The 25932-nt window shown below is 38.8% G+C and carries 19 protein-coding genes and 5 pseudogenes; 13 read left to right on the top strand and 11 right to left on the bottom strand.

Annotated features, from left to right (window positions below):
* Positions 1 to 179 precede the first annotated feature (179 nt).
* A pseudogene (locus tag ACU8V8_RS07380) lies at positions 180 to 311 on the bottom strand (S1-like domain-containing RNA-binding protein); the annotation flags it as partial.
* A gap of 2 nt (positions 312 to 313) precedes the next feature.
* A complete protein-coding gene (locus ACU8V8_RS07385; RefSeq protein WP_446889319.1) occupies positions 314 to 1639 on the bottom strand; it encodes a DEAD/DEAH box helicase in 1326 nt (441 codons plus the stop codon).
* A gap of 194 nt (positions 1640 to 1833) precedes the next feature.
* Here ACU8V8_RS07385 and trhO point away from each other — a divergent pair, with 194 nt between their 5' ends.
* The gene (gene trhO, locus ACU8V8_RS07390; protein ID WP_446889320.1) at positions 1834 to 2841 is read left to right on the top strand and encodes an oxygen-dependent tRNA uridine(34) hydroxylase TrhO; all 1008 of its coding nucleotides are present in this window, start codon (positions 1834 to 1836) and stop codon (positions 2839 to 2841) included.
* 80 nt (positions 2842 to 2921) lie between these two features.
* Here trhO and ACU8V8_RS07395 read toward each other — a convergent pair whose 3' ends face one another.
* Positions 2922 to 3992 (bottom strand): DUF3083 family protein, encoded by a 1071-nt coding sequence (locus ACU8V8_RS07395; RefSeq protein WP_446889321.1) that lies wholly within the window; start codon positions 3990 to 3992, stop codon positions 2922 to 2924.
* Positions 3993 to 4219: 227 nt separating this feature from the next.
* Here ACU8V8_RS07395 and glnS point away from each other — a divergent pair, with 227 nt between their 5' ends.
* Entirely contained in the window at positions 4220 to 5881 is a 1662-nt protein-coding gene (glnS, locus tag ACU8V8_RS07400; protein ID WP_446889322.1) for a glutamine--tRNA ligase, read from the top strand.
* A gap of 70 nt (positions 5882 to 5951) precedes the next feature.
* On the opposite strand, the gene fur is transcribed toward glnS, so the two are convergent.
* The 5 genes from fur to ACU8V8_RS07425 all read right to left on the bottom strand — a co-directional run bounded on the left by fur (position 5952) and on the right by ACU8V8_RS07425 (position 8493).
* Positions 5952 to 6392: a ferric iron uptake transcriptional regulator gene (fur, locus tag ACU8V8_RS07405; RefSeq protein WP_087532187.1), complete on the bottom strand. Its 441-nt coding sequence runs from the start codon at positions 6390 to 6392 to the stop codon at positions 5952 to 5954.
* Between the two features lie 189 nt (positions 6393 to 6581).
* Positions 6582 to 7109, bottom strand: a complete 528-nt coding sequence (gene fldA / locus ACU8V8_RS07410; RefSeq protein WP_087532186.1) for a flavodoxin FldA — start codon at positions 7107 to 7109, stop codon at positions 6582 to 6584.
* Between the two features lie 14 nt (positions 7110 to 7123).
* The gene (gene ybfE / locus ACU8V8_RS07415) at positions 7124 to 7402 is read right to left on the bottom strand and encodes a LexA regulated protein (RefSeq protein WP_058558703.1); all 279 of its coding nucleotides are present in this window, start codon (positions 7400 to 7402) and stop codon (positions 7124 to 7126) included.
* Positions 7403 to 7408: 6 nt separating this feature from the next.
* Positions 7409 to 7630 carry a DUF2788 domain-containing protein gene (locus tag ACU8V8_RS07420; protein WP_256826032.1) on the bottom strand — a complete coding sequence of 74 codons (222 nt, stop codon included), beginning with the start codon at positions 7628 to 7630 and terminating at the stop codon, positions 7409 to 7411.
* Between the two features lie 95 nt (positions 7631 to 7725).
* Positions 7726 to 8493 carry an alpha/beta fold hydrolase gene (locus ACU8V8_RS07425; RefSeq protein WP_446889323.1) on the bottom strand — a complete coding sequence of 256 codons (768 nt, stop codon included), beginning with the start codon at positions 8491 to 8493 and terminating at the stop codon, positions 7726 to 7728.
* Between the two features lie 129 nt (positions 8494 to 8622).
* Here ACU8V8_RS07425 and seqA point away from each other — a divergent pair, with 129 nt between their 5' ends.
* From seqA to ACU8V8_RS07455, 6 genes and pseudogenes are all read left to right on the top strand, one after another.
* The gene (seqA, locus tag ACU8V8_RS07430) at positions 8623 to 9207 is read left to right on the top strand and encodes a replication initiation negative regulator SeqA (protein WP_446889324.1); all 585 of its coding nucleotides are present in this window, start codon (positions 8623 to 8625) and stop codon (positions 9205 to 9207) included.
* Between the two features lie 16 nt (positions 9208 to 9223).
* A pseudogene (pgm, locus tag ACU8V8_RS07435) lies at positions 9224 to 10862 on the top strand (phosphoglucomutase (alpha-D-glucose-1,6-bisphosphate-dependent)).
* 74 nt (positions 10863 to 10936) lie between these two features.
* Positions 10937 to 11990, top strand: a pseudogene (astE, locus tag ACU8V8_RS07440) (succinylglutamate desuccinylase).
* A gap of 275 nt (positions 11991 to 12265) precedes the next feature.
* Positions 12266 to 13479: pseudogene (locus ACU8V8_RS07445) on the top strand (thiamine pyrophosphate-dependent dehydrogenase E1 component subunit alpha).
* Entirely contained in the window at positions 13479 to 14456 is a 978-nt protein-coding gene (locus ACU8V8_RS07450; protein ID WP_446889325.1) for an alpha-ketoacid dehydrogenase subunit beta, read from the top strand. Before ACU8V8_RS07445 ends, ACU8V8_RS07450 begins: the two are co-directional and overlap by 1 nt.
* A gap of 8 nt (positions 14457 to 14464) precedes the next feature.
* Entirely contained in the window at positions 14465 to 16018 is a 1554-nt protein-coding gene (locus ACU8V8_RS07455) for a dihydrolipoyllysine-residue acetyltransferase (RefSeq protein ID WP_446889326.1), read from the top strand.
* Positions 16019 to 16067: 49 nt separating this feature from the next.
* Here ACU8V8_RS07455 and ACU8V8_RS07460 read toward each other — a convergent pair whose 3' ends face one another.
* Positions 16068 to 17240, bottom strand: a complete 1173-nt coding sequence (locus ACU8V8_RS07460; protein ID WP_446889327.1) for a putative manganese transporter — start codon at positions 17238 to 17240, stop codon at positions 16068 to 16070.
* A 69-nt stretch (positions 17241 to 17309) separates the two neighbouring features.
* A complete protein-coding gene (locus ACU8V8_RS07465) occupies positions 17310 to 18935 on the bottom strand; it encodes a M28 family metallopeptidase (protein ID WP_446889328.1) in 1626 nt (541 codons plus the stop codon).
* A gap of 106 nt (positions 18936 to 19041) precedes the next feature.
* Here ACU8V8_RS07465 and ACU8V8_RS07470 point away from each other — a divergent pair, with 106 nt between their 5' ends.
* The 5 genes and pseudogenes from ACU8V8_RS07470 to ACU8V8_RS07490 all read left to right on the top strand — a co-directional run bounded on the left by ACU8V8_RS07470 (position 19042) and on the right by ACU8V8_RS07490 (position 25035).
* The gene (locus ACU8V8_RS07470) at positions 19042 to 19854 is read left to right on the top strand and encodes a DUF3025 domain-containing protein (protein WP_446889329.1); all 813 of its coding nucleotides are present in this window, start codon (positions 19042 to 19044) and stop codon (positions 19852 to 19854) included.
* A pseudogene (locus ACU8V8_RS07475) lies at positions 19851 to 20638 on the top strand (ABC transporter ATP-binding protein). The gene ACU8V8_RS07470 and the pseudogene ACU8V8_RS07475 overlap by 4 nt, the downstream one beginning before the upstream one ends.
* Positions 20631 to 21839 carry an ABC transporter permease subunit gene (locus tag ACU8V8_RS07480; protein ID WP_446889330.1) on the top strand — a complete coding sequence of 403 codons (1209 nt, stop codon included), beginning with the start codon at positions 20631 to 20633 and terminating at the stop codon, positions 21837 to 21839. The pseudogene ACU8V8_RS07475 and the gene ACU8V8_RS07480 overlap by 8 nt, the downstream one beginning before the upstream one ends.
* Positions 21840 to 21979: 140 nt before the next feature.
* On the top strand, positions 21980 to 24145 hold the full coding sequence (locus ACU8V8_RS07485) for an ATP-binding protein (RefSeq protein ID WP_446889331.1): 2166 nt from the start codon (positions 21980 to 21982) through the stop codon (positions 24143 to 24145).
* Positions 24100 to 25035 carry a response regulator gene (locus ACU8V8_RS07490; protein WP_446889332.1) on the top strand — a complete coding sequence of 312 codons (936 nt, stop codon included), beginning with the start codon at positions 24100 to 24102 and terminating at the stop codon, positions 25033 to 25035. Before ACU8V8_RS07485 ends, ACU8V8_RS07490 begins: the two co-directional genes overlap by 46 nt.
* 9 nt (positions 25036 to 25044) lie before the next feature.
* On the opposite strand, the gene ACU8V8_RS07495 is transcribed toward ACU8V8_RS07490, so the two are convergent.
* Positions 25045 to 25875, bottom strand: coding sequence for a UDP-2,3-diacylglucosamine diphosphatase (locus tag ACU8V8_RS07495; RefSeq protein WP_446889333.1), 831 nt, complete (start codon positions 25873 to 25875; stop codon positions 25045 to 25047).
* Positions 25876 to 25932: the final 57 nt, after the last annotated feature.

The following is a 25932-nucleotide window of genomic DNA, read 5'->3' on the forward strand; positions in this document are numbered from 1 at the left end:
TTTTGTTCATTAAACGGGGCAAGTACATCTTTGTCTAAACCCCAATCTAAGAAAGCGCCGATGCTATTAATTTCTTTAACACGCAGTAGGGCGTATTCACCCACTTGTGCGTGTGGTTTTTTAGTTGTTGCTGTCGGTAAATTAGCATTATCTAAAAAGATAAAAACACTGATGCTATCGCCGGCTTCAAGCTCATGTTTTATTTCATGGCTAGGTAAAAAAACTTCGCCTAAATCGTGGCCATCAAGGTAAGCACCTTCATTACTGACTTCGTTAACAAATAAGGTTTGGGTTGTACCAAGGTAACTCATAATTATTCCTGCTCTGGCTTTTTACGACGGCGCATAGGTGCATCACCATCAATATTTAATGGTGCTTTTATTGGTGCTTGAGGTTTTTTCGGCTTAGCTTTGCGCTTAGGTGCAGCTTTAGCTTTTGGTTTTACTTTATCGTTTACTTTATTCTGTACTTGCGGTTTTTTATCCCGCAGGCCTTTAAATTTACCCGTTAGCCCTTCAACAGTGTGAAATGCTAATTCATCATTTAAAAATGATTTAATGGCCTTATAACTAGGCCAATCTTTAGGACCGACCAATGAGATAGCTGTGCCTTTGAATCCAGCGCGACCTGTACGACCAATACGGTGCACATATTCTTCTGCATGTTTGGGTAAATCAAAGTTGATTACATGGGTGACGCTTAATAAATCTAAGCCACGCGAGGCAACGTCAGTGGTAATAAGCACTTTGAAGTTTTCTCGGCTGAAGGCATCCATGATTTCAAGGCGTTTACTTTGTGTTAAATCGCCAGCAAGTGCTTGTGCTTTTAGCCCTTTACTATTTAAAAGCTCACTTAATCTGGCAGTGTCTGCACGTGTCGCGGTAAAAATAATACATTGACCAACGTCTTCTTGTTTAACAAAGTGCTCTAATAGTGCTTCTTTGTGATCTAAGTGATCAGCTAAATATAAGCTTTGTTTGATATCAGAATGCTGCTCATTTGCAGCACTTAGCATTATTTGTTTAGGCTTTTTGAGTAAATTACGTGATAGCGCATCAACTTGGGCGTGATCAAGCGTTGCTGAAAACAATAATGTTTGGCGTAAGCGGTGGTCGGCCAAATCATTAATCATTTTTAATTGTTCAGTGAAGCCTAAATCAAGTATCCGATCTGCTTCATCGAAAATTAATAACTCTAAACCACTTAACTGCAATGAACGTTGGGTTAAGTGATCAGCTAAACGACCAGGGGTAGCAATAACAAAATGGGGATCATTTCTTAGCGCTTTTATTTGGTCATTAAAGTTTTCACCACCGAGTATTTTTACCGCTTTTATGTTGGTACCAGCGATAAGTAACCTAAGTTGAGTAAAAACTTGGGTGGCAAGCTCGCGAGTTGGAGCGACAATTAAAACGCGCGGGTCACGTTTACTGAGCGCTTTTTGCTTCATAACACGTTGAACGGCAGGTAATAAAAACGCTAATGTTTTACCTGAGCCAGTTTTAGATTGAGCAAAAATATCATGGCCAGCCAATGCTGTCGGCACAGCGTGAGCCTGAATATCTGTAGGCTTAGTAATGCCTTGGTGCGCAAGTTGAGTTTCAAGGCGGTTATCGATGCCAAGATCAGTAAAGTGCAAAGTGTCTATCTCCAAATGAGTAATTTAAATCTTCATAAATCTGGCCGCTATTATAGCTTAGTCAAGGTGATTGCTCACAGTAAAAACCCGTTAATCATTAGTTTTTTTGCATTTAATTTGAAAAAGCGTAAAATATGCGCCCCAATGCGCCGGATTTACGATTCGGTTATCAAAAAGCAAAATTAGGAACGTCCATGACTGCCATTCATAAAGATAATGTCACTAGCGCGCACTTTGTTGTGTGTGCACTTTACAAATTTGTTGCTCTGCCTGAGTATGAAGCCCTTCGCCAACCTTTACTTGATGTAATGGAGAAAAACGATGTACGTGGTACGTTGTTAATTGCTGCCGAAGGCATTAATGGTACAGTTGCGGCTAAACGTGAAGGCATTGATAATTTACTCGCTTGGCTTGATAGCCAACCTAATTTAGACAATATCGTGTCTAAAGAGTCTTATGACGATGAATGCCCGTTTTACCGTACCAAAGTGAAATTAAAAAAAGAAATTGTCACTATGGGTGTTGAAGGGGTAGACCCACTTAAAGTGGTTGGCAGTTACGTTAAACCAAAAGACTGGAATGCGCTAATTTCAGATCCTGAGGTTATTCTTGTTGATACCCGTAATGATTATGAAATTGAAATTGGCACGTTTGAAAACGCAGTCGATCCAAATACAAAAACATTTCGTGAATTCCCACAATGGGCAAAAGAAAACCTCGACCCAACAAAACATAAAAAAGTAGCTATGTTTTGTACTGGCGGTATTCGCTGTGAAAAATCAACTGCGTATATGAAAGAGCAAGGGTTTGATGATGTATACCACCTTGAAGGTGGCATCTTGAAGTATCTTGAAGAAGTACCAAAAGAAGAGACCATGTGGCAAGGTGAATGCTTTGTGTTTGATAATCGCGTAGCGGTTGATCATGATTTACAAAAAGGCTCATACGATCAATGTCATGCGTGTCGTATGCCGATCACTGAAGAAGAAAAACTAAAACCTGAGTACATGGAAGGGGTTTCGTGCCATCATTGCATTGATAATGTGACTGATGAACAACGTGCGAGATTTGCTGAACGTCAAAAGCAAATTGAATTAGCGCAAGCGCGTGGCGAAGGGCATATAGGTAATGAAGCGCAGGCTGTTTTACAAAAACGTAAAGAAGCCAAAAAAGCACAAAAAGACGCGCAACGTAATAACTAAGCTAAATAAGCTTGCAGAAAAACCCCAACTATTTGGGGTTTTTTTATGGGTGCAGCAAAACTGCTGTTATGAATTATTTGCTATTGATAATAGCTGATATGTTGAAAGAAACGCACAGTGATATCTTGACGCTCTTTATTAATCGCAAGAGGCTCAACCATATTACGAATAACACTTTCTACCTTATTCATAAAACGGCCATGACCAATGCCTTGCTCATCGTTTTCATTGGCTACAATAATAAAATGCATGGTTTCAACAAGCTTGTTCTTTAGAAAGTAATGACTAAACTGACAGGTTTGTTCATTGGTCGAAAAGCTTAACTTTTGTAGTTCACAATTACTGTCATTTTTGTCAATCTTACTGTTTCGAATTATGGGCATACTGCCATTAGCCACCATGGCTGCAATATTCAACTGCTTAGCTTCACACGCGTTTATAAATTCACTGTAGAAATGCTCATAAAACTCGGTGTAGTCTCCCTTGTTCAGTAAATGTTGAAATTGGGTTTTAATGGTGCGAGTCACAGGAATTTTAAAGGTCGCGTAGGTCATTTCATTATGGTGTTCGGGTAAACTACAATGACGACTTTGGTAGCGTTGATATAAGCCTCGTAGTTTGTAGCCGTAGCTTTCTTTGTGACCTTTCGCTTTAGCAAATAGATCGTAAGTTAAATGCTGATGGTCACGCAGTTTAAATTGTTCCTCGCCATCAAGAATACTTTCTTGCAAAGTGTCTAATACCTTCTTCACATTATTATGAAAAATAGCACTGTTAGCACGTAAATCATCACCGGTTGCTAAAAATAGTAGGCGAATTTTTGTACTTGCTTGCTCAGTGTCATAAAAACACTTATGCGCTTCGTGATAACGAGGGTTATAGAAAAACAATATTTGCTTATTTGTTTGTAAACAATAGGATTCTTCGTGAAATCTAACGACAGGTAATTTATCGTTGGCGATTAGATGAACATTGTGCAGCTCATATTCATCACATAGAGCAAATAGCTGCCTTGCGATTCGCTCATAGCATTGCCGCGGCGTTTCAAACTGTGAGTAGAGTTTATTGCTTGGTTTAAATTCAGCAAGTATATATTGATTTGCTCGTGCACTCGTTGGTATGTACACGCGATGTTGCGATAATGAAGCCATATTTATTCCCTAATATTGTTTCGTTAATGGCGCCACTTTAACTTGTTTGAATGACTTTTTTATTGCGCTAGAACAATTTATAGCCCAATTTTTAAACCCTGTGTCACTTTGTGAGGTTGCTTGGGTATATATGTAATAAACCCACATGTTTTACTGTATGTTAACGGTTGTTTTTGTAATAATGCAGTAGTTTTGTAACCATGCACTTATGTGAGGATTGTACTCCTATGGCGGAAATTGAGAATCGCCCAAGTAATTTTATTAGAACCCGTATTGATGAAGATTTAGCATCAGGAAAGCATGCGACCACGCATACGCGTTTTCCACCAGAGCCTAATGGTTTCTTACATATTGGCCATGCAAAATCGATCTGTTTAAATTTTGGTATCGCACAAGATTATAACGGTCTGTGTAATTTACGTTTTGATGATACTAACCCAGAAAAAGAAGACATCAACTATGTAAATTCAATAAAAGAAGACGTGCAGTGGTTAGGCTTCCAATGGGATGGTGAAATCAATTATTCATCTAACTATTTTGATGCCCTATATGGTTATGCGGTTGAGTTAATTGAAAAAGGCTTGGCTTATGTGTGCTTTTTAACGGCAGATCAAGCCCGTGAATACCGTGGCACATTAAAAGAGCCTGGTAAAAATAGCCCAACTCGCGATACATCACCGCAAGAGAACCTCGCGTTATTTGAAAAAATGCGTAATGGTGAGTTTAAAGAGGGTGAATGTGTATTACGCGCTAAAATTGATATGGCAAGCTCATTTATGGTGCTTCGCGATCCAATTATTTATCGTGTTCGTTTTGCGCATCACCATCAAACTGCTGACAAGTGGTGTATATACCCAATGTATGATTTCACGCATTGTATTTCAGATGCGCTTGAAGGTATTACTCATTCTTTGTGTACATTAGAGTTCCAAGATAATCGTCGCCTATATGATTGGGTACTTGATAACATCAGTCTAGAATGTCATCCGCAACAAATTGAGTTTTCACGATTAAACCTCGAATACACGATTATGTCTAAGCGTAAGTTAAATGACTTAGTGGTAAACGGGCACGTAGAAGGCTGGGACGATCCACGTATGCCGACAATAGCCGGTCTTCGTCGTCGCGGTTATACACCAGCTTCAATACGCGAGTTTTGTTTGCGAATTGGTGTAACTAAGCAAGAAAACATGGTTGAGATGGGCATGCTTGAAGCCTGTATTCGTGAAGATCTAAATGAAAACGCGCCACGTGCAATGGCTGTTCTAGATCCTGTGAAAGTTGTTATCGAAAACTTTGATGGTGAGCAAGAGATATTATCTGTTGCTAATCACCCAAATCAGGAAGAAATGGGTCGTCGTGACGTGCCTTTCACACGTGAGCTTTATATTGAACGCGAAGACTTCCGTGAAGAAGCCAACAATAAATTTAAACGTTTAGTGCTTGATAAAGAAGTGCGTTTACGCGGTGCTTATGTGATCAAAGCGAACCGTGTTGAAAAAGATGAAAATGGTGAAATTATAGCTATATATTGTAGCTATGATCCTGAAACACTTGGTAAAAATCCAAGTGATGGGCGTAAAGTCAAAGGTGTGATCCACTGGGTTAGCGCAACTGAAGCATTGACAGCTGAAGTACGTTTATATGACCGTTTATTTAGTGTACCAAATCCAGCCGCTGCTGAAGATTTTGCAACTACACTAAATCCAGAATCTCTAGTTGTTTTACCTAACGCAAAGCTTGAGCCATCACTTGCAAAAGCTACGCCAGCTCAAGGTTTTCAGTTTGAGCGAACAGGGTACTTTAGCCGAGATACTAAGTCTGAAACCTTAGTGTTTAATCAAACAGTGGGTCTTCGTGATTCATGGGCTAAAATAGAGCAGAAGTAATTCTGCTCTAAAAATAATAGATACAAAAAAACCTGCTTTTAGCAGGTTTTTTATTACTTATAAATCTATATTATTGGCTGTCAGCAAAAGCTTTACACGCCTCAGTATCAGTACACTCGCCGTAAAGGTAAAGAGAGTGGTTAGTAAGCTTAATACCATTTGCTTCAGAGATTTCAACCTGACGTCGTTCAATTAAGTCATCTTCAAACTCAACAACTTTTCCACACTTTAAGCAAACTAGGTGGTCATGGTGAGTGCTGCCAGATAGTTCAAATACTGATTTACCACCTTCAAAGTGGTGACGAGAAACAATACCTGCATCATCAAATTGGTTCAAAACACGGTAAACCGTAGCAAGACCAATTTCTTCGCCTAGATCCAAAAGAATTTTGTAAACATCTTCAGCGCTGATGTGTTGGTTATCTGGAGATTGCAAAATCTCTAAAATTTTAATACGCGGTAAAGTTACCTTTAAACCGGCTTTTTTTAATTCCAAGTTGTGATCAGTCATTAAATCTGTCTCAATTTTAATTTGGTTATACTAGTACACCTTAAAAAAGATGTGCACGACACATTAGCAACGCTTAGAATAACGTGCTAAACGCTTAAGTGCAAAGATCAATTTCAATAAAGTATCTGAAAGCTTAATTGCTAAACAAAAGTATAATTAAAAAGCATCATTTGACGCTTTTTCAATTTGTTAGTCAGCAAGTTCGCTTAAGCACATTTCTTCGTAAACTTGGGCAGACCATGCTTTAACACGTTGCTCTGTCAATTCGGGTTGACGGTCTTCGTCAATTCCTAAACCAACAAAGTGGTTATCATCAGCCATGCCTTTAGATGCTTCAAAGTCATAGCCTTCTGTTGACCAATGGCCAACAACGATAGCACCACGTTCAGTAACAATATCGTTAATCATGCCCATCGCGTCTAAGAAGTACTCAGCGTAGTCTTCTTGGTCACCACAGCCAAAAATAGCAACAAGTTTGCCATCAAAGTCTATTTCTTCAAGTTCAGGGAAAAAGTCATCCCAGTCACATTGCGCTTCACCATAATACCAGGTAGGGATGCCAAATAAGATTAAATCAAATTCTGCGATCTCTTCTTTTGAGCTTTTCGCAATATCATGAACAGCCACAAGCTTTTTACCCAATTCTTTTTGGATCATTTTAGCTACGTGTTCTGTGTTACCTGTATCACTACCGAAAAAAATACCTACACTTGCCATGAATTTAAAACCTTTTATCTATCAATAGCCAATCTTTCTTGTAAAATCGTTTCAATCAGTGCACTGCGGCTAATATTTTGTGCATCGGCCATATCACTTAACGCCTGATAAAGCTGTGATGAAACTTTAAATTCAACACGTTTTAAACCACGTGCCTTATCTCTTTTTATTTGATTACGTTTATTTACCTTTAACTGAATGTCCCGTGGAAGGGGATTCGTTTTAGGCCTGCCTGGGCGTTTTTCGTATTCAAATAAATCGAGCGTTGTTCTGTCTGTTTCTGATTTAGCCATGGTTAGTTATCCTACACCTGCGCCTTGCCAAAACACTTGAATAAGTCCTTTGGCAATAAAACCAGAACAGCCTAAAAAGAGTACAAGCCATACTATATAACGACCAAATTTAGGCACACTGCCTCGTTTTAGTACATCTTGAATAGCCATACCGATAAAAAAGAACACACCGGCTAAGCCAAAATACAACCCAAGGGTATCAAATTCGTTAATTAACTGACTGACCATCAACGTATAACCTTTAAATTAAACGGCGCGTACTATAGCACACTAAATCGTAATAATTTAGTGTGCTTGATCAAAAACACGTGATTAAATTTGGCCTAGTCGGCAAGTAAAAAATCACTGATTGCTTTATTCACGGCTTGAGGCTTTTGTGCATGCAGCCAGTGACCTGCGCCGTGAATAATTTTCGCTTTCGCATTTTTAAAGCGAGCCATAATTGCTTCTTTATACTGAGGCAATATGTAATCAGAGTCATTACCCTTAATAAACAAAGTATCGCATAAACAAGAATCATTTGCTTTAATATCTGATAAAATATTTTCATATTTATTGTTCAAAGCCGCTAAATTGAACCGCCAAGCAAAAGCGCCTTGCTCATTTTTTGCTAAGCTTTTAAGCAAAAACTGGCGTACGCCAAGTTCGCTAATATCTTCTTGCATAATAGAGTCAGCGTGTTTTCTATCATTAATTGCTTGATTAGCTACATTATTAAGGGCTTTAAAAATACTTGTGTGGCGAGCTTGATAAGCAACCGGTGCAATATCGAGAACGACTAAACGGCTGACTTTTTCAGGATATAAATGAGCTACTTGCATAGCGACTTTACCACCCATAGAATGGCCAACAAAGTGTGCCTTATCTATATTTAAATGCTGCATAAGGTCTACTATATCTTGACTCATACTCGCATAGTCCATAGTTTCGCTGTGTGGTGAGCGTCCATGGTTACGCAAGTCTACGTTGATAACGAGAAAATTGTCAGCCAGTGAATTTGCAATGACATTCGGGTTCTCAAGTGAGCCGAATAGACCATGTATAAGAATAACAGGCAAACCTTGGCCCGATTGTTTATAATTTAATAGCATTGTGGTCTCCAATAAAAGTGTGCTTAGTTTGCCTAGTGAAATAACAAATTGCAAAACATAGAGAATTAAATCAGCTTTGGGTATAATCAAGCTGAATGAAAAAATATGACCCGTAACGACAGGAATAACATGAAAAAAATTGACATAGACGACGAGTTGTATCAATACATTGCGAGTAATACGCAAAGTATTGGCGAAAGTGCATCAACTATTTTACGTCGTTTATTAAACCTTAACGGCGATATTGAACAAACAACTGACAACGTTGAGCAGGCCCACGCAGAGGTTGATGCTACATCGCAAAGTGATAAAACTGCCGTACAGGCAACAACTGAAGACGCTCCAACAAAGCCAGTCACAAAAATGAAGCAAAAAAACGCTAGTGTCTTTAATGTACTCAATAAAGAAGAGCTTGCGATGCAAAAGGGCGTAGTTGGGCGATTTTTATTTATTCTGTCTGCATTACACCGTACACACAAAGACGATTTTTCAGCAGTTCTTGATGTTCAAGGCCGTGACCGTGTCTATTTTGCTACTAGTAAAGAAGATTTAGTCAATAGTGGAAGTAGCATGAATCCAAAAAATATCACTGACAGTGAATATTGGGTCATGACAAATTCAAATACAACACGAAAGAAAATGATGTTGCACGAAGTGGCGCTTGGCTTGGGTTACAATGCCGAACAAGCAGAACAAATTAGAGATTACTTATAACTAATAAGGAAATGTAATGGCGATTCATCCAGGTGCAGGTAAAGCTGCAACTCAATCTGATTTAGTAAACGTACCAAAATTAGTGTCGGCTTATTATTTAAATGAGCCAGATTTAGAACAAAATCCAGAGCAATGTGTTGCGTTTGGTACATCAGGGCATCGTGGTTGCTCTTACGATGTGAAATTTAATGAATCTCATATCCTTGCTGTTACCCAAGCTATTTGCGATTACAGAAAGCAAAATAATATCTTCGGTCCTCTTTTTTTAGGGAAAGATACCCATGCACTAAGTGAAGCCGCTTATAACTCTGCAATTGAAGTATTAGTTGCTAACGAAGTTCAAGTAATTACTCAAGAAAATGACGATTACACCCCAACACCAGTGATCAGTCATGCGGTAGTTTGTCATAATAAAACCCACCCACATGAATTAGCTGATGGCATTGTGGTGACGCCTTCTCACAATCCACCTGAAGATGGCGGATTCAAATATAATCCACCTAATGGTGGTCCGGCAGATACCGACGTAACGAAATGGATTGAAGACAGAGCCAACAAGTTGTTATTAGAAGACCTAGTTGAAGTCGAGTTATTCCCGTTTGCTAAAGCATCGCACTCGGGTTTTATAAAGTACCAAGATTTGATGACACCGTATATTGCCGACTTGGTCAATGTAGTTGATGTTGCTAAAATTGCTCAAGCAAAAGTGAAAGTTGGCATTGATCCACTTGGTGGTTCAGGGATTAACTTTTGGCCAATAATTGCAGAGAAATTTAATTTAGACCTAACAGTCGTAAATGAAAGTGTTGATCCGCGTTTTGCTTTTATGCCGCTAGATAAAGATGGCAAAATTCGCATGGATTGCTCTTCTCCTTATGCAATGACAAATTTAATCGCGCTAAAAGATAAATTTGATATTGGCATTGGTAACGACCCTGACTATGACCGCCATGGCATTGTAACCCCAGATGGTTTAATGAATCCAAACCATTTCTTAGCCGTTGCGATAGATTATTTACTTACCCACCGTAATTGGTCTAGTGATGTTCAAATCGGCAAAACTTTAGTTTCAAGTGCGATGATAGATCGCGTAGTTGAACGTAATAATCGTCACGTTAAAGAAGTACCAGTTGGCTTTAAATGGTTTGTAGAGGGCTTAAACGAAGGTTCACTCGCATTTGGTGGTGAAGAAAGTGCAGGCGCGTCATTTTTGCGTTTTGACGGCTCGGTATGGAATACAGATAAAGACGGCTTTATTATGGGGTTACTTGCTGCAGAAATTCTAGCAGTCACAGGTAAAACGCCATCAGCACTTTATAAAGAGCTTGAGCAAGAATTTGGTACGCCTTTGTATAAGCGTATTGATGCACCAGCAACGGTACAACAAAAGCAGCGTTTAAAAGCTTTAAGTGCACAAGATGTCACTGCGGATACATTAGCAGGTGAGCCAATTTTACAAAAATTAACGCACGCGCCAGGTAATAATGCTGCTATTGGCGGCCTTAAGGTTGTGACTGAAAACGGTTGGTTTGCAGCACGTCCATCGGGTACAGAAGATATCTATAAAATCTATTTAGAATCTTTTAAAGGTGAAGAGCACTTAGCCTTACTAGAAAAAGAAGCTAAAAAAGCTAGTTGATTCTGTAATTAGCTAAGTTAAAAATTTGTTGTATAAACGGCTGACTTGATCAGCCGTTTTTGTATTTACTCCACACAAAAGGCGATGCACATGTCAGCCACATCAGATTATATTGAACAATTACACACCTCAGGGGACTTCCTCACATTAAGCCGAAAAAATGAATGGCACTTAGACCCAGGTGAATTCACCTTGTCTAACGGTACTAAAGTAAATGTACATGATACAGGGGTTATCGAATTCCAACCAACATGCGACACCACAAAAGACGTTGTACTATCAAGTGCTATTCATGGAAATGAAACAGCTCCAATTGAAATATGTGATGCGCTAATTAAAAGTATTATCAGCGGTAAACTTACACTCGCACAAAGGGTTTTGTTTATTTACGGTAATCCGCAATCAATTAATATTGGCAAACGATTTGTAGAAGAAAACTTAAACCGTTTATTTAATGGCCATCATACAGTTGATGGTATACCTATGAATAATGAACGAAAACGGGCAGCAAAACTCGAACAGTACGTGACAGATTTTTATAATCGTGGTGGTCAACAACGTGAACGCTATCATTACGATTTACATACTGCGATACGAGGTTCGAAAAATGACAAATTTGCAGTGTATCCTTTTTTGCATGGTAAACCGTGGAAAAAATCTCAGCTACAGTTTTTACTCAGTTGTGGTGTAAATACTGTATTGATGATGAAGTCTGCCGCTACCACATTCAGTTATTACTCGTCTTATGTACATGGCGCAGATTCATTCACCGTAGAACTAGGGCCAGGTTAAACCTTTTGGTGAAAATGATATGTCTCGCTTTGCCAAAACTAAAGATACATTAATTGCATTAATTACTCAAAATGAAGTTAACTACAAGCAATTTAATGCAGATGATTTTGAGCTGTTCTCTGTCCATCGTTCAATTAATCGCACGGAGCAGGATTTTTCTTTTCCATTTTCTGATGATGCCGTTAATTTTACCGGCTTTGCGAAAGGCGAATTACTCGCCAAAGATGGTCAGACCTGTTATTACGCAGATGTAGATGGGGAAGCAATTATTTTTCCAAATGCAGATGTAGCACTAGGCCAACGTGCATTATTAACCGTTGTTCCCCTTGAAATTAATGAGAATTTTAATTAATTTCAGTCTAGTATTTTAGTTAACTATATGATTTTAAATATCACTTTATATTGTATAGTTAACTTTCCAGTCCCTCTCTCGTCATTTATCAATCATTCGTCTATGATTAGTTGAATAACATTTTACGTTAACGTAAAGTGTTGGCAGCTTTAATTTAATTACAGTGCAATTTTTGCAAAGATTAACCTAGCAAAAATTACTAATAATAATAATTAACCTGATCTTAGGTTACCTAATTTAGCACTGTATTTCTCGACAACAGAAGAAGGTAGGTTATGAGTAACCCAAATAACGTATCGCAGAATATTAGCCATGAACTTACATTTATTGATGGTCATGCCTTAAATATTCCAACCTTGAGTATATTAACCGAGGATGGCGATATCCACAGCGGTGCTTGTGCACCCGATATTGATAAAGACACAGCAATTCGCTTATACGAAACAATGCGTTTTATCCGTGCGCTTGACGAACGTATGCAAGCAGCACAACGCCAAGGCCGCGTTAGCTTTTATATGCAATGTTTAGGTGAAGAAGCTGCGGTTACAGCCTCAGCAGCAGCACTGGATCAAGATGATATGATCATGGCGCAATACCGTGAGCAAGCAGCATTGCATTATCGTGGTTTCACCCTCGACCAGTTTATGAATCAAATGTTTTCAAATGAACTTGATTTAGGTAAAGGGCGTCAAATGCCGATTCACTATGGCAGTGCAGCATTGAACTATATGACTATTTCGTCGCCTTTAGGTACCCAAATACCGCAGGCAACGGGTTACGCTTATGGTCAAAAAATTAAGCACGTTGACGCTAAAACTGGTGAGCTAAAAAGTAATATCGACAATGTCACTATATGTTACTTTGGTGAAGGGGCGGCCTCTGAAGGTGATTTTCATGCAGGTTTAAATATGGCTGCTGTGCATAAAGCCCCGGTGATCTTTTTGCTCGTAATAATGGCTATGCTATCTCTACCCCAGCAGATGAGCAGTTTAAAGGTGATGGCATTGCTTCTCGTGGTGTTGGCTATGGTATTAAAACCATTCGAGTTGACGGCGGCGATGCATTAGCGGTATTTGCGGCAACTCAAAAAGCGCGAGAAATAGCAACATCAACAGGTGAACCGGTATTAATCGAATCAATTGCCTATCGCTTAGGTGCTCACTCAACATCGGATGATCCCAGTGGTTATCGTTCTAAAGCAGAAGAAGCTAACTATCAGGCTTGCCCAATCGAACGTTTTCGTAAGTGGTTAATAAAACAAGAATGGCTCAATGATGAAGACGATGTAAAAGCGAAAGAACTAATTCGTGAAGACATTCTTGCTGCATTAAAACGTGCAGAGGTGATTGAGAAGCCAGCATTAGAAGAGTTGATTTCTGATGTATACGACACGCCAATACCATCATTACAACGTCAATATGAGCAATTAAAAACGCATATTAAGCAACATCCTGATGCCTATCCAGTCACTGCGGGGAGAATTAAGTAATGGCTAAAATGAATATGTTACATGCAATTAATTCAGCCCTTGATATTACGATGGCAGAGCATCCGCAAGCCTGTATTTTTGGTGAAGATGTGGGCTATTTTGGTGGCGTGTTTCGTGCCACGTCAGGGTTACAAGAAAAGTATGGTCAGCATCGTGTTTTTAATACCCCATTGACTGAGCAAGGTATCATGGGCTTTGCTAATGGCCTTGCTGCATTTGGCGCGCCAGCGCTTGCAGAAATACAATTTGCCGATTACATTTTTCCTGCATTTGATCAAATTGTCAATGAATCAGCTAAATTCCGTTATCGCAGTGGTAATGAATTTAATGTGGGTAATTTAACCATACGCACGCCTTACGGCGGTGGTATAGCAGGGGGGTTATATCATTCTCAATCTCCAGAAGCTTATTTTGCTCATACCCCAGGCTTAAAAATTGTAGTGCCTCGTAACCCATACCAAGCTAAAGGTTTATTACGTGCATCTATTAAAGACGATAACCCGGTTATTTTCTTTGAGCCTAAACGTTTATACCGTGCATCTACAGGTGAAGTACCTGAAGAAGATTACAGCATTGAGCTTGGTAAAGCTGAGGTTGTTGAGCAAGGAAGTGATGTAACATTACTTGCTTGGGGTGCACAAATGGAAATTATCGAAGAGGCAGCAAAACAAGCTGCTGAGCAAGGTATTAGCTGTGAAGTGATAGATTTACGCAGCATATTACCTTGGGATGTTGAGACAATTGCGCAGTCAGTTACGAAAACAGGGCGCTTAGTAATAAGCCATGAAGCACCAGTCACTAACGGTTTTGGTAGCGAGATCGCGGCAACGATTCAGCAAGAATGCTTTTTACATTTAGAGTCTCCAATCCTACGTGTGTGTGGACTTGATACACCTTATCCGTTGGCACTTGAAAAAGAATACGTGCCAGATGCATTAAAAGTACTTGCTGCCATTAAGCAATCGGTCGAATTTTAGGAGTTATCATGGCAAAAGATTTTATTTTACCCGATATTGGCGAAGGCATTGTTGAATGCGAAGTTGTTGAGTGGCTCGTTAGTGAAGGTGACACAGTCGCTGAAGATCAACCTATCTGTGATGTAATGACAGATAAAGCGTTGGTACAAATCCCCGCCGTTCATGATGGCGTAATTACCAAGTTGTATTATCAAAAAGGTGATATCGCGGCTGTACATGCCCCTTTATTTGCGATGGATGTTGCAGGTGAAGCGAGCTCGCAACCAGTTGAGCAACCAACAAACCTAGCAAATAATGGCTCTGAACAATTAGAAGATTTTATTTTACCTGATATAGGTGAAGGAATTGTTGAGTGTGAAATTGTTGAATGGTTAGTCGCAGAAGGCGAGCACATTGAAGAAGACCAAGCTGTTTGTGATGTAATGACAGATAAAGCGCTGGTACAAATTCCTGCTAAATATACTGGTACAGTTCATAAGCTATACTATGCAAAAGGGGATGTTGCTCAAGTTCATAGTCCGCTTTTTCAAATGAGCATTGCAGGTAGTGGCCAACCCCAGGTTGATGTGAATGACGCTGTTGTTAAAGCGCAGTCCAACGCCAAAGAGCACACACCAGCTGCACCAAGGTGTAATGTTAGTACTCAGGTTGTGAATAAAAAGGCCGTTGCCTCGCCTGCTGTACGTCGAAAAGCGCGTGAAATGGATGTTGATTTAACGTGCGTACCAGGAAGCGGAAAAAACGGCCGTATTTATAAAGAAGACATAGAGCAATTTGTAAATTCAGAAGTACCAAATACTATTGATACATCTGAGCTTAACGCACCTGTGGTCAATACAGCGGCCGTTAGTAATGAAAACACACGTGTTGAGCCCATTAAAGGGATTAAAGCTGCCATGGCTAAACAGATGGTTGCCTCTGTTAGTAGCATTCCACACTTTACTTTTTGTGATGAAATAGACTTAACTGATTTAATTGCTTTACGTAGCTCGTTGAAAGAACAATACAAGCAGCAGGGCATTAAATTAACGATGATGCCGTTTTTTATTAAGGCGCTATCGTTAGCTATGAAAGAATACCCGGTACTAAACTCTAAAGTAAATGATGAGTGTACTGAATTAACCTATTTTAACGACCATAACATTGGCATGGCCGTTGATTCTAAAATTGGTCTTTTAGTGCCTAATATCAAGCAATGCCAAAATAAGAGTATTATTGATGTTGCAAATGCTGTTACACGCTTAACTGATGCTGCTAGAGACGGTCGTGTTAGCCCTGATGACTTAAAAGGTGGCACAATCAGTATTTCTAATATTGGCGCAATAGGTGGGACTGTGGCAACGCCTATTATCAATAAACCAGAAGTAGCGATCGTTGCGTTAGGTAAACTTCAGTATTTACCTCGCTTTGATGATAAAGGTAACGTGATCAGTAAAGCGATTATGCAGATAAGTTGGTCTGGCGATCACCGTGTTATTGATGGGGGCACTATTGCTCGTTTTAATAATCTATGGAAATCGTATTTAGAAGAACCCGCTAAAATGATGATGGCAATGAGCTAACGCTTAATAAAAAAGCTCAACGTAATTGTTGAGCTTTTTTATATCTGCTTTACACACCATAAAAAAATAAGCCATAACCAACCAGTACTGCAGGAATCGCTGAGTAGAAGGTTGCAATAAGTGCGGCTTTTGGTGCCATTGCTATTGCAGGAAATAGGGCGTCGCCATCATTAGAAATAGCATTTGCGGCCAAGGCACTAAACGGAATAATACCCTGAATATATAATGTAGTAACAATGATTTGTGGACCACAACCAGGTAAGAAGCCTATTAGTACAGCGATAAGAGGAGCAAGGTAGGCATAATGTGAAAACCACGCTTTGAGGTCAACACCAGCAAAAGTAACCAATAATTCAAACAACATAAAAGACGCCACAACCCAGGCCGTAACAAAATGCGTGTCTTGTAAAACTTTATAGAGCTTAGAAGGCGGTTGGCTAGATTCTTCTTCACAGGTGATGTCTTGATAGCTCCGACCTTGAGATGAAAAAGCCCACGTGATTACTGCAAATAATGCCATTGCAGCACCAAAAATTGTTATTTTATCATTTAATCCTGAGCCAAATTGTGCAAAATCAACATTGAGTGCGATGAGTAACGCAATAATAAGGCTCGGAATTAATATTACTTTCCAGATTGATTTACTAAAAATGATAGCTTTACTTGGCTGGCACTTGTATTGATGTTCTACATCTTGGTGTTCTGGCTTTAAAAAGTCACTTTTATGAAAGTAATTCACTAAACTACCGCTGATCACACCAACGCTTAATCCAATAAGCATTATTAGCAAACCTTCAGTTGGTTTAGTTGCGAGTAACAAAAAGGCTGCATCGCCCATGGTGGCTGTTAACACAGCGACTATAGAGCCAAAGCTAGCTTGTCCTTTTGTAAATTGAGTTACCACGATGATGGCGCCACCGCAACCAGGCAAAGCGCCTAAAAAAGAGGCAAAACTAACTTCTAACGTAGGTGATTTAGCATTAAGGTAGGCTAATTCTAATTGGGGAAGTCTATCAATCAAGTAGTAGTAAATAAAAAGCGTAGCAGCGACAAACACGCTGACTTGAAAAAATGCATCACTCATTGCTGCAAGCGTAATGTCGCGAAAAGGGGAGTAGGCCAAACAGATAAGTAAAATCAGAGGCAACACCATGCGTTTATTTTCAATAAAAGAGCGTGTTGATATAGATGTCATAAACTTTGGCAATGTGAGAGTAAACATAAGTGCAACCTAAAACGTTATTAAGTTGCACTTTAGAGTTAATTTAAATGAAAATCAATATCATTTAAATTATTTTCTTTGAAACTCTGAATTTTCATTCCATTTTGGCCATTCTACCTGCTCAGATATATCAAAACCTACTTGATAAAACAGCTGTAAATCTTGCACAGCCCCTGATAAATCCCATTCATCACGGTATCTATCACAAGGTTGATGATAACAACCACGAAGCACTAAGCTCATACGTTTACGATAGCTTGCAGTTTCTTCGTCAAACGCTTCACTACCACCACCAGCGTACATTGCTGGAACACCCATATTGGCAAAGGCAAAGTGATCTGAACGGTAGTAACCACCTGAAGATGGTTTAGGGTCGCCAGACACAGTACGGCCTTGCTTTTTCGCAGCGCTAGCGAGTAAAGAGTCCATTTGTGATTTACCAATACCAACAACACTAATATCTTTAACTTTCCCTAATAAATTAAGGCTGTCCATATTAATATTTGCCACAGTTTGCTGGGCAGGGATCACTGGGTTGGCAGCATAATATTTAGAGCCTAGTAAACCTTGCTCTTCTGCTGTTACTGCTAAGAAAGTCATTGAACGGCTAGGGTGCTTAGGCAGCTGAGCAAATGCTTCAGCCACTTCAATCATACCTGCTGTGCCAGTTGCATTATCGTGAGCACCATTATAGATCTGATCGCCCTTACGGTTTTTATCTGTACCTAGGTGATCCCAATGCGCCGAATAAATGATGTGCTCATCAGGTTTTTCGCTACCTGGTAACGTCGCGATGAAATTATATGAGATAGATTTTTTTATAGTATTTTTTACAGCTACTGACGCTGTTAAATCACCCATATCGACATGATAGGCACCTTTAGCTGCGTTTTGTTTTGCAGTGTCAAAATCAAGTCCTGCTTTTGTAAATAGCTCTTTAGCTACATCAGTTGTAACCCAACCTTCAACAGTGACACGATCCATGTTGTTATTTTCTTTTTGAAAACCAAATTGCTCGCCACTCCATGAGTTTTCAACAACAGACCACGGGTAAGAAGCCGGGGCTGTTTCATGAATGATGATTGCACCGGCAGCACCTTGACGGCTTGCTTCTTCATATTTGTATGTCCAACGACCATAATAGGTCATAGCATCGCCAGTAAATAGCGCTGGATCTTTTGTGGCAAAACCAGGATCGTTCACCAGCATTACAACTGTTTTACCTTTTACATCAAGGCCTTCATAGTCATTCCAGTTGTACTCTGGCGCGTTTACACCATAGCCAACAAAGACAAGTTCTGAATCTTTAATACTCTCGTTTTCGCTAATACGGCTACTGCCCATGACCATATCTTTTTTATATTGGTAATCTTTGCCACCAATTGATAAAACCATATCAGAATCAGCTTCGAGTGATACAAGTGGCACTTCTTGCAAGAAACTGTCGCCATTACCAGGTTCAAAGCCAATTGCTTTAAATTGTTCAGTTAAATAAGCAAGAGTCAGCTCTTCGCCTTTAGATGATGGCGCACGACCACCAAATTCATCAGATGCTAATACCTTTACATGCTCTGCAAGTTGCTGTGCATTGATTGACTCATAGCCTTGTTCAACATCTTCAGAAGTGAGACTTGTTGCTGCACAACCTGCAAGCACTGCGCTTGCCAGTAGTGTAAGAGAAAAATAACGTTTCATAGTCACTCTTTTTTTGTTTTAAGTACCAACAGTATAAGAACTTCTATTAAATAGAACCAGTTTTTGCGGTAAACTGAGCTAATACTCTGTAAAGCAAAAGGTACTCATGAAGCGGTTTACCCCTTATGAGCAATGGCACCCGCAATTAGTGAGCAGTGGTGCCTTTGAGCATTTAAATAGTCTATTTAAGTTAAATCAACAATTAGATTGGCCCACGTGTGATTGGTTTACACCGTTTCTAACAGGCGTAAATGAAAATAATAGACCGATCGTATTTAAAGATGACGCTTTATTTAGTGAAGAACAGCGTTATTACGAACAAATCATTTTTGATACAGGCTGTGTGCCGACCCGGCAACAAAACTGGCATGATTTATTTGGTGGCTTTATTTGGTGCCTATTCCCAAAAACCAAAGCTTTATTGAATAAACGCCATGTTGAAGAAATCAGTTTACATGGCTCAAAGCAACGAACTAAACATCGTAATGCATTAACACTGTTTGATGAATGCGGCGTTATTTTAGCCGTAACAGATTCTCAATGGCCCGAATTACTTAGAGATCATCAGTGGCAAACTGCCTTTGTTGATTTACGTGCACAGTGGGGTAAAAGCATCAATGCCTATATGTTTGGTCATGCAAACTATGAAATGCTGACTAAACCGTATATAGGGCTCACAGGTAAAGCCTTTTTTGTGAAAGTGCCTGATGACACATTTTGTAAAGATTTAACTGCACAATATGCGTACCTAGATACAGTGCTTTATGAGATGATTGGGAAAAATAATTGTCTAGCTGATAATAGTTTATTATCTCCTTTGCCATTGTTAGGTGTTCCTGGCTGGCATATTGATAATAATAACAGTGATTTCTACAGTAATACGGATTACTTTAGGCCAAAACGAAGGACACGAAAATGATAGAAGTAGCAGGGCTTAAAAAGAAGTTTAAGCTAACTAAAGATCATAAAAAAACAAACTTGAAAAAACAGACCCAAGGGAAGATAAAGATTATTTTCATTCAGTGAGGGATGTAAGCTTCCATTGTAATGCAGGTGAAGTACTTGGTTTACTTGGGCCAAATGGGGCAGGAAAAACCACCACATTGAGAATGATCTCGACTGCACTTGTGCCAGATGAAGGCAGTATTACCATAGTTGGGCAAGATATTATAAAAAAACCATTGTTTGGCCGTAAGTCAATTGGCTTTTTGTCTGGTAGTACAGGGTTGTATGGCCGTTTAACAGTGAAAGAAAATATAGAGTATTTCGCTAAATTACATGGTATGAAAAAAGCAGACATTACCTCGCGTTGTGCACAGCTATTTGATTTACTTGATATGCACAGCTTTATTGATAAACGCGCTGACAATCTATCAACGGGCATGAAACAAAAAGCAAATATCGCTCGCGCTGTTGTTCATCAACCCGCAGTTGTTGTACTTGATGAGCCAACAACGGGGCTTGATATCATGACTACTCAAACCGTGATTAAGTTTATTAAAGGGTTAAAAGAGCAGGGTACACCCGTTATATTTTCAACTCACCATTTAGATGAAGTCGCCCTACTGTGTGATCGCGTAGCGGTTATTAACGAAGGTATTAGTTGTTTTGATGGTTCTGTTGCAGATTTTAAACAAGTCGGTAAAAGCGAAGAACTAAATCAAGCATTTATGAATATTTTAACGGAGAAGCGCGATGTTTGAGGTATTTAAAAAGGAATTAAAAGAACTTCTTCGTGATAAAAAAACATTATTGTTTATTGTTGCGTTACCAATAGCCGTATTTCCGTTAATTTTTGCTGTAATGGCGTTTATCACTTCTCAAGCTGCACTTGAGGCCGAACAAGAAGTTCATACGTATGCCATTATTAATGGTGAATACGCGCAAGAATTCACAGACAAAGTCTTTTACCATAAAAGTTTTAAACTTTATCAAGGTGATAAAACGTTTACTACGGCTGAGCAACTCAAAGATGCTGTAAAAGCAGGCGATATTGATATGGGGATCTATCTGCCAAGTGACGCAAGAGCAACATTGGATGATGAAAAACAAAGTGAGTGGCAAGTTGTATTCAATGACGCCAAATCAATAAACTTTTTATTCCAGCGCGTAAAAGATTTAGCAACAGAATTTGGCAACGCAATAAGAGCCGATAAATTAATCAGCTATGGTATTAGTGAGGAGCTACAAACTGCCATTATAGATCCAATTAAAGTTGTTAAGGTTGACACTGCCGATAAGCGCGAAAGCTTAGGTGAAAAAATAGGTGGATTTATACCCTATTTATTAATTCCGCTAGTGTTAATGGGAGCAAGCTACCCAGCCATCGATATTGGGGCTGGAGAAAAAGAACGTGGCACACTTGAAACGCTGTTATTGACGCCTATTACACGTACGCAACTGGTACTTGGTAAATTTATCACTTTATTGGTGTCATCAATTGTGACCACCAGTATCACTGTTTTGAGCATGGGCGTGTGGATCACCATTGCCATAAATGTTATGGATTTAGAGATTGCAAAAACGGCCTTTAGTACTTTAAATGTAATAGATTTTGCGTTGATATTTATTATTTTGCTACCTCTAGCAGCTATTTTTGCATCTCTTGCGTTGGCTATATCAATTTATGCCCGTAGCTTTAAAGAGGCGCAAAATTACATGACTCCACTGAGCATGGGCGTGATTTTCCCAATTATAGTGGCACTTTTGCCTAATATAGAATTGACGGCTAAAACTGCTTTCATCCCAGTTACTAATGTTGCTCTTGCTATTAAAGAGATAATCAAAGGAACCGTTGATTACACTTTGGTGGGGTTAATCTTTTTAGCAACGGTTATTGTTGCAGGCGCGTTGATTGCATTTTGTGTTAAGTGGTTTAATAAAGAAGAAGTATTATTTAGGTAAATTCTGTAATGGTGGCTGCCCAGCCACCATTACTATATATTTCAATAAATAAGATAAATAATTCAGAAATATCGATTAATTCAGTGTGTAAATGATCTATACTCGGTGATAACAAAATTTATCAAAATGGCATTGATTTCATGCAAAGCCCACGCTCTTTGACGAGTATGTTCAAATCAAGCAAAGTTTTTCTTTTAGCGCTACTAATATCTGTTATGTTGGCACTGCCGAGTATATATGTTTTTGAATTAAAAACTCGAAGTGATATTTTCAATAATGAAAAAGTAGCGCTTAAACATGTACTTGAAACTAAAATACAGTATCTTAAAGCTCAACTACAAACCAGTGTATCGTCAATCCACTTTTTAGACTCAACTCCTCCAGTTTCAGGTATACGTCGTTCTCATGCTAACAATAATATAGACCCCGCTTTTGATATCTCCGTGTCTGTTTGGCAAACCCGTTTAGCTGAAATATTCACAGGGTTTATGCGAACAGATGAAACCCTATCACAAGCTCGTTATATCACTTTAGCGAATCAAGGGATGGAGTTAGTCAGAGTTGATCGTATAAATAATGAGATAATACGCATCGAAGGAGATGCGTTACAACAAAAAGGGCAACGAGATTATATGCTCAAGGCGAGCATGCAAGATAAAAACACAATTTATATTTCTCCGATAAATTACAATCGTGAAAATGGAGATATTCAGCGTCCATATACAAGTACATACAGAGTTGCTAAGCCGGTATTTGATGATCAGGGTTTTGTGTTTGCAGTTTTAGTGACCAATTACTTTGCTGAACCCTTGTTAGCTAATTTACCTAAAAATACAACGCAAGGTGTTAGTGTTTATCTGTTAAATAGTCATAATCAATTTCTTTATCACCCTGACTCTCGTATCCAATTTGGTTTTGAGTTTGGTCAAGATGTGGCATGGTCGACACTATTTACAAAAAACCAAGATATGTCGTCGCAGGTTACACTGCCGATGACGGGATTATCACAGCAGTATTATTTAAAAAAACGCTTAAACTTGGAGGGTAATATTGCAATGCAACCGCTAGAGATCGCGGTTTCAATTGATACCAAAATATTGCTTGAAAAGGTCTCTCAGCGACGAAATAACTTTATAATTGTATTAGCTACTTTGTTTTCAGTCATTCTCTTTTTAGTCTGGTTGTACCAACGTTATATTAACCGTAAGTTAGAGTTCCATTCATTAAAAGAACAAAATAATAAGATAATAGAAAATTCTCTTGATGCGATTCTTACGATTGAAGAACAAGGCGTTATCTGCCAATCTAATCATACAGCTAAAGCGAACTTTAAATTAATAGAGGGAACTACTAGGTTTTCTGATTTATTTATTCTTAATGAGCAAGATCATGATTACATTAGTGAAACAATTAATTTAGGCACTAAACCTCCGTTTGAAGCAATCTATATAGATGAAAATAAGCAACAACATTTTTACTCAATTACGCTCACCTCTGTTTATGATATTTTTACTCAAACCCACCAAGTTGCTGCTATTTTAAGAAATATAAACTCATTAAAGACAATCCAAACGCAGTTACAAGCGTTGAACGGATCACTTGAACAAAAAGTAGCACAACGTACTATTGAACTCGAAATGGCTATTGATGAAGCGTTGGCAGCAAGTAAAGCTAAAAGTGATTTTGTAGCTAATATTTCCCACGAAATCCGCACCCCCATGAATGGTGTATTGGGTATGTTGGGCATGCTTGCCGAGGAGCCGCTAACACAGCAGCAAGCTAATTACCTTAAATTAGCAAACTCAAGTGCAACGTCATTAATGACGTTGATTAATGATATTCTCGACTTTTCAAAAATAGAAGCAGGCAAACTCGATATTGATAACCACAGTTTTGATGTTATTAGCGTATGCAGTGATTTAATTACTTCAATGGCCTTACAAGGGCAACGAAAAGGTTTAGAGATCATATTAAATACAGATAAAGTCCTTGATCGAATGCTGGTAGGTGATAGCCACAGATTAAAACAAATATTAATTAATTTACTAAATAATGCGTTCAAATTTACTCATCAAGGTGAAGTGAGTCTGAGTTTAGACTGTCAGTATTTAACCCAAAATAAGCTGATCATGAGTTTTGCAATACAAGATACTGGAATAGGGATTGCGGCGCAAAATATAGATAAACTATTTGAAGTTTTCACACAGGAAGACAGCAGCACAACTCGCCATTTTGGTGGCACGGGGTTGGGGCTCTCAATATGCAGAAAGCTTGCCCGGTTGATGGGGGGGATATTTCGGTTGTAAGTGAGAAGGGAAAAGGAAGTTGTTTTACAGCCCAGATAGAGCTTCATGTCGCAACAGAGAAAAAACTAAATACTCCAATCGAACTTGCTAAAGATATTGAAGTGGGTGTATTGATTAAAAAAGAAAGTGTCTTTAACAATATCAAAAATTTACTTATTAAGAATTGCCAAGTTGATTCGAATAATATTCAACGATTTGACTATCAATTTAATTGCGAAGAAGTCAAAGTTGATTTACTAGTCATAGATAATGAACACCCTCAATTAGATGCATTAATAACATTATGTGAAAAACAGAATAAAAAATACATGCTAATTTTACGTGATTTATTGCTCAGCAAAGATATAAAAGCCAGTTACCCGCAAAGTTGTCACGTGTTGAATAAGCCGTTAACACAAGATCAATTTAGTTATAAGCTTGCCAGTATATTTGGTGCTAATAACAGCTTTATATTACCAACTGAAAAAACAGCTGGAGTTGTTGAAGAGTTTGAGTTATCTGGCTATAGAGTATTGTTGGTTGATGACAATATGATCAACCTTGAAGTTGCTAAGGCAATTTTAAAACGCACTTCGATTAGTATTACCTGTGCCAGTGATGGTATTGATGCCATAGATATCTTAAAGCAAAATCAAGAGAACCCATTTGATGTGGTTCTGATGGATTGTCAGATGCCAAATTTAAATGGCTATGAAGCAACTTCAGAGATAAGAAGGGGGGCTGCGGGAAAAGTTTATTTACATGTGCCTATTATTGCAATGACAGCCAGTGCCATGGCAGGGGATCGTGAGCGTTGTATAACCGCGGGGATGAATGATTATATTACTAAACCCATTAAGCCGCCGACATTGAAAAATAAACTGGCTATGTGGTTAAGTCATAACTCATAGCCAGTTAGTTTACGCCGCTGATTTTTCAGGCTTAGTTTGAGAGTCATTAATTATAGTAATATCTGCTGAATTAATGACCCTTTGTGTTTCTGACCAGTGTAGTAATTCAATACGGCCATTTTCTTGTTCTACTAACGCGGTACAGTTTTCTATCCAGTCACCATCATTACAATACACAATCCCATCCACAACTTTTAGTTGTGGGTGATGAATATGGCCACAAATAATACCGTCAACACCTTGTTTTTTTGCTTCATGGATAGCGGCATTTTCGAATGCTTCAATGGCCTCACGTGCTTTATGTACCCGCGCTTTTAACCATGATGCAAGAGACCAGTAATTACCACCAAACAACCGTCTAGCTCGGTTTGTCCAACGATTTAAAAATAATAAGAGGTCATAGCCTGCATCACCGACAATACTGATAAATTTGTTATAGCGGGTTGCAGAGTCAAAATCATCACCATGAACCAGTAAAAAACGTTTATTGGCTTTGGTTGTATGAATATATTGCTGGTGGACTTCAACACCAAATAATGTGTTATCTACATAATGTCGAAATGTCTCATCATGATTCCCTGGAATATAAATCACACGGGTACCTGATTGCGCTTTTTTTTGTATACACGCCAACACTTGATAATGGCTTGGGTGCCAGAAAAACTGCCTTTTCATCGACCATAGATCAACGATATCACCCACTAAAAATAGAGTGTCGCATTCAATGCTATTTAAAAAGTCGAGCAAATAGTTTGCTTGACAATCTTTATAGCCTAGATGTACATCGGAGATCCAAACGGCTGGATAGTGCTTTTTATCACTTTTTTCTGTATCGTTCATGAGAGTTACTCGCGGTGTAATAATAACCAATTTAGGTATCTTTAGTTACGCTTACAC

Source organism: Pseudoalteromonas sp. SaAl2 (genome assembly GCF_052947895.1).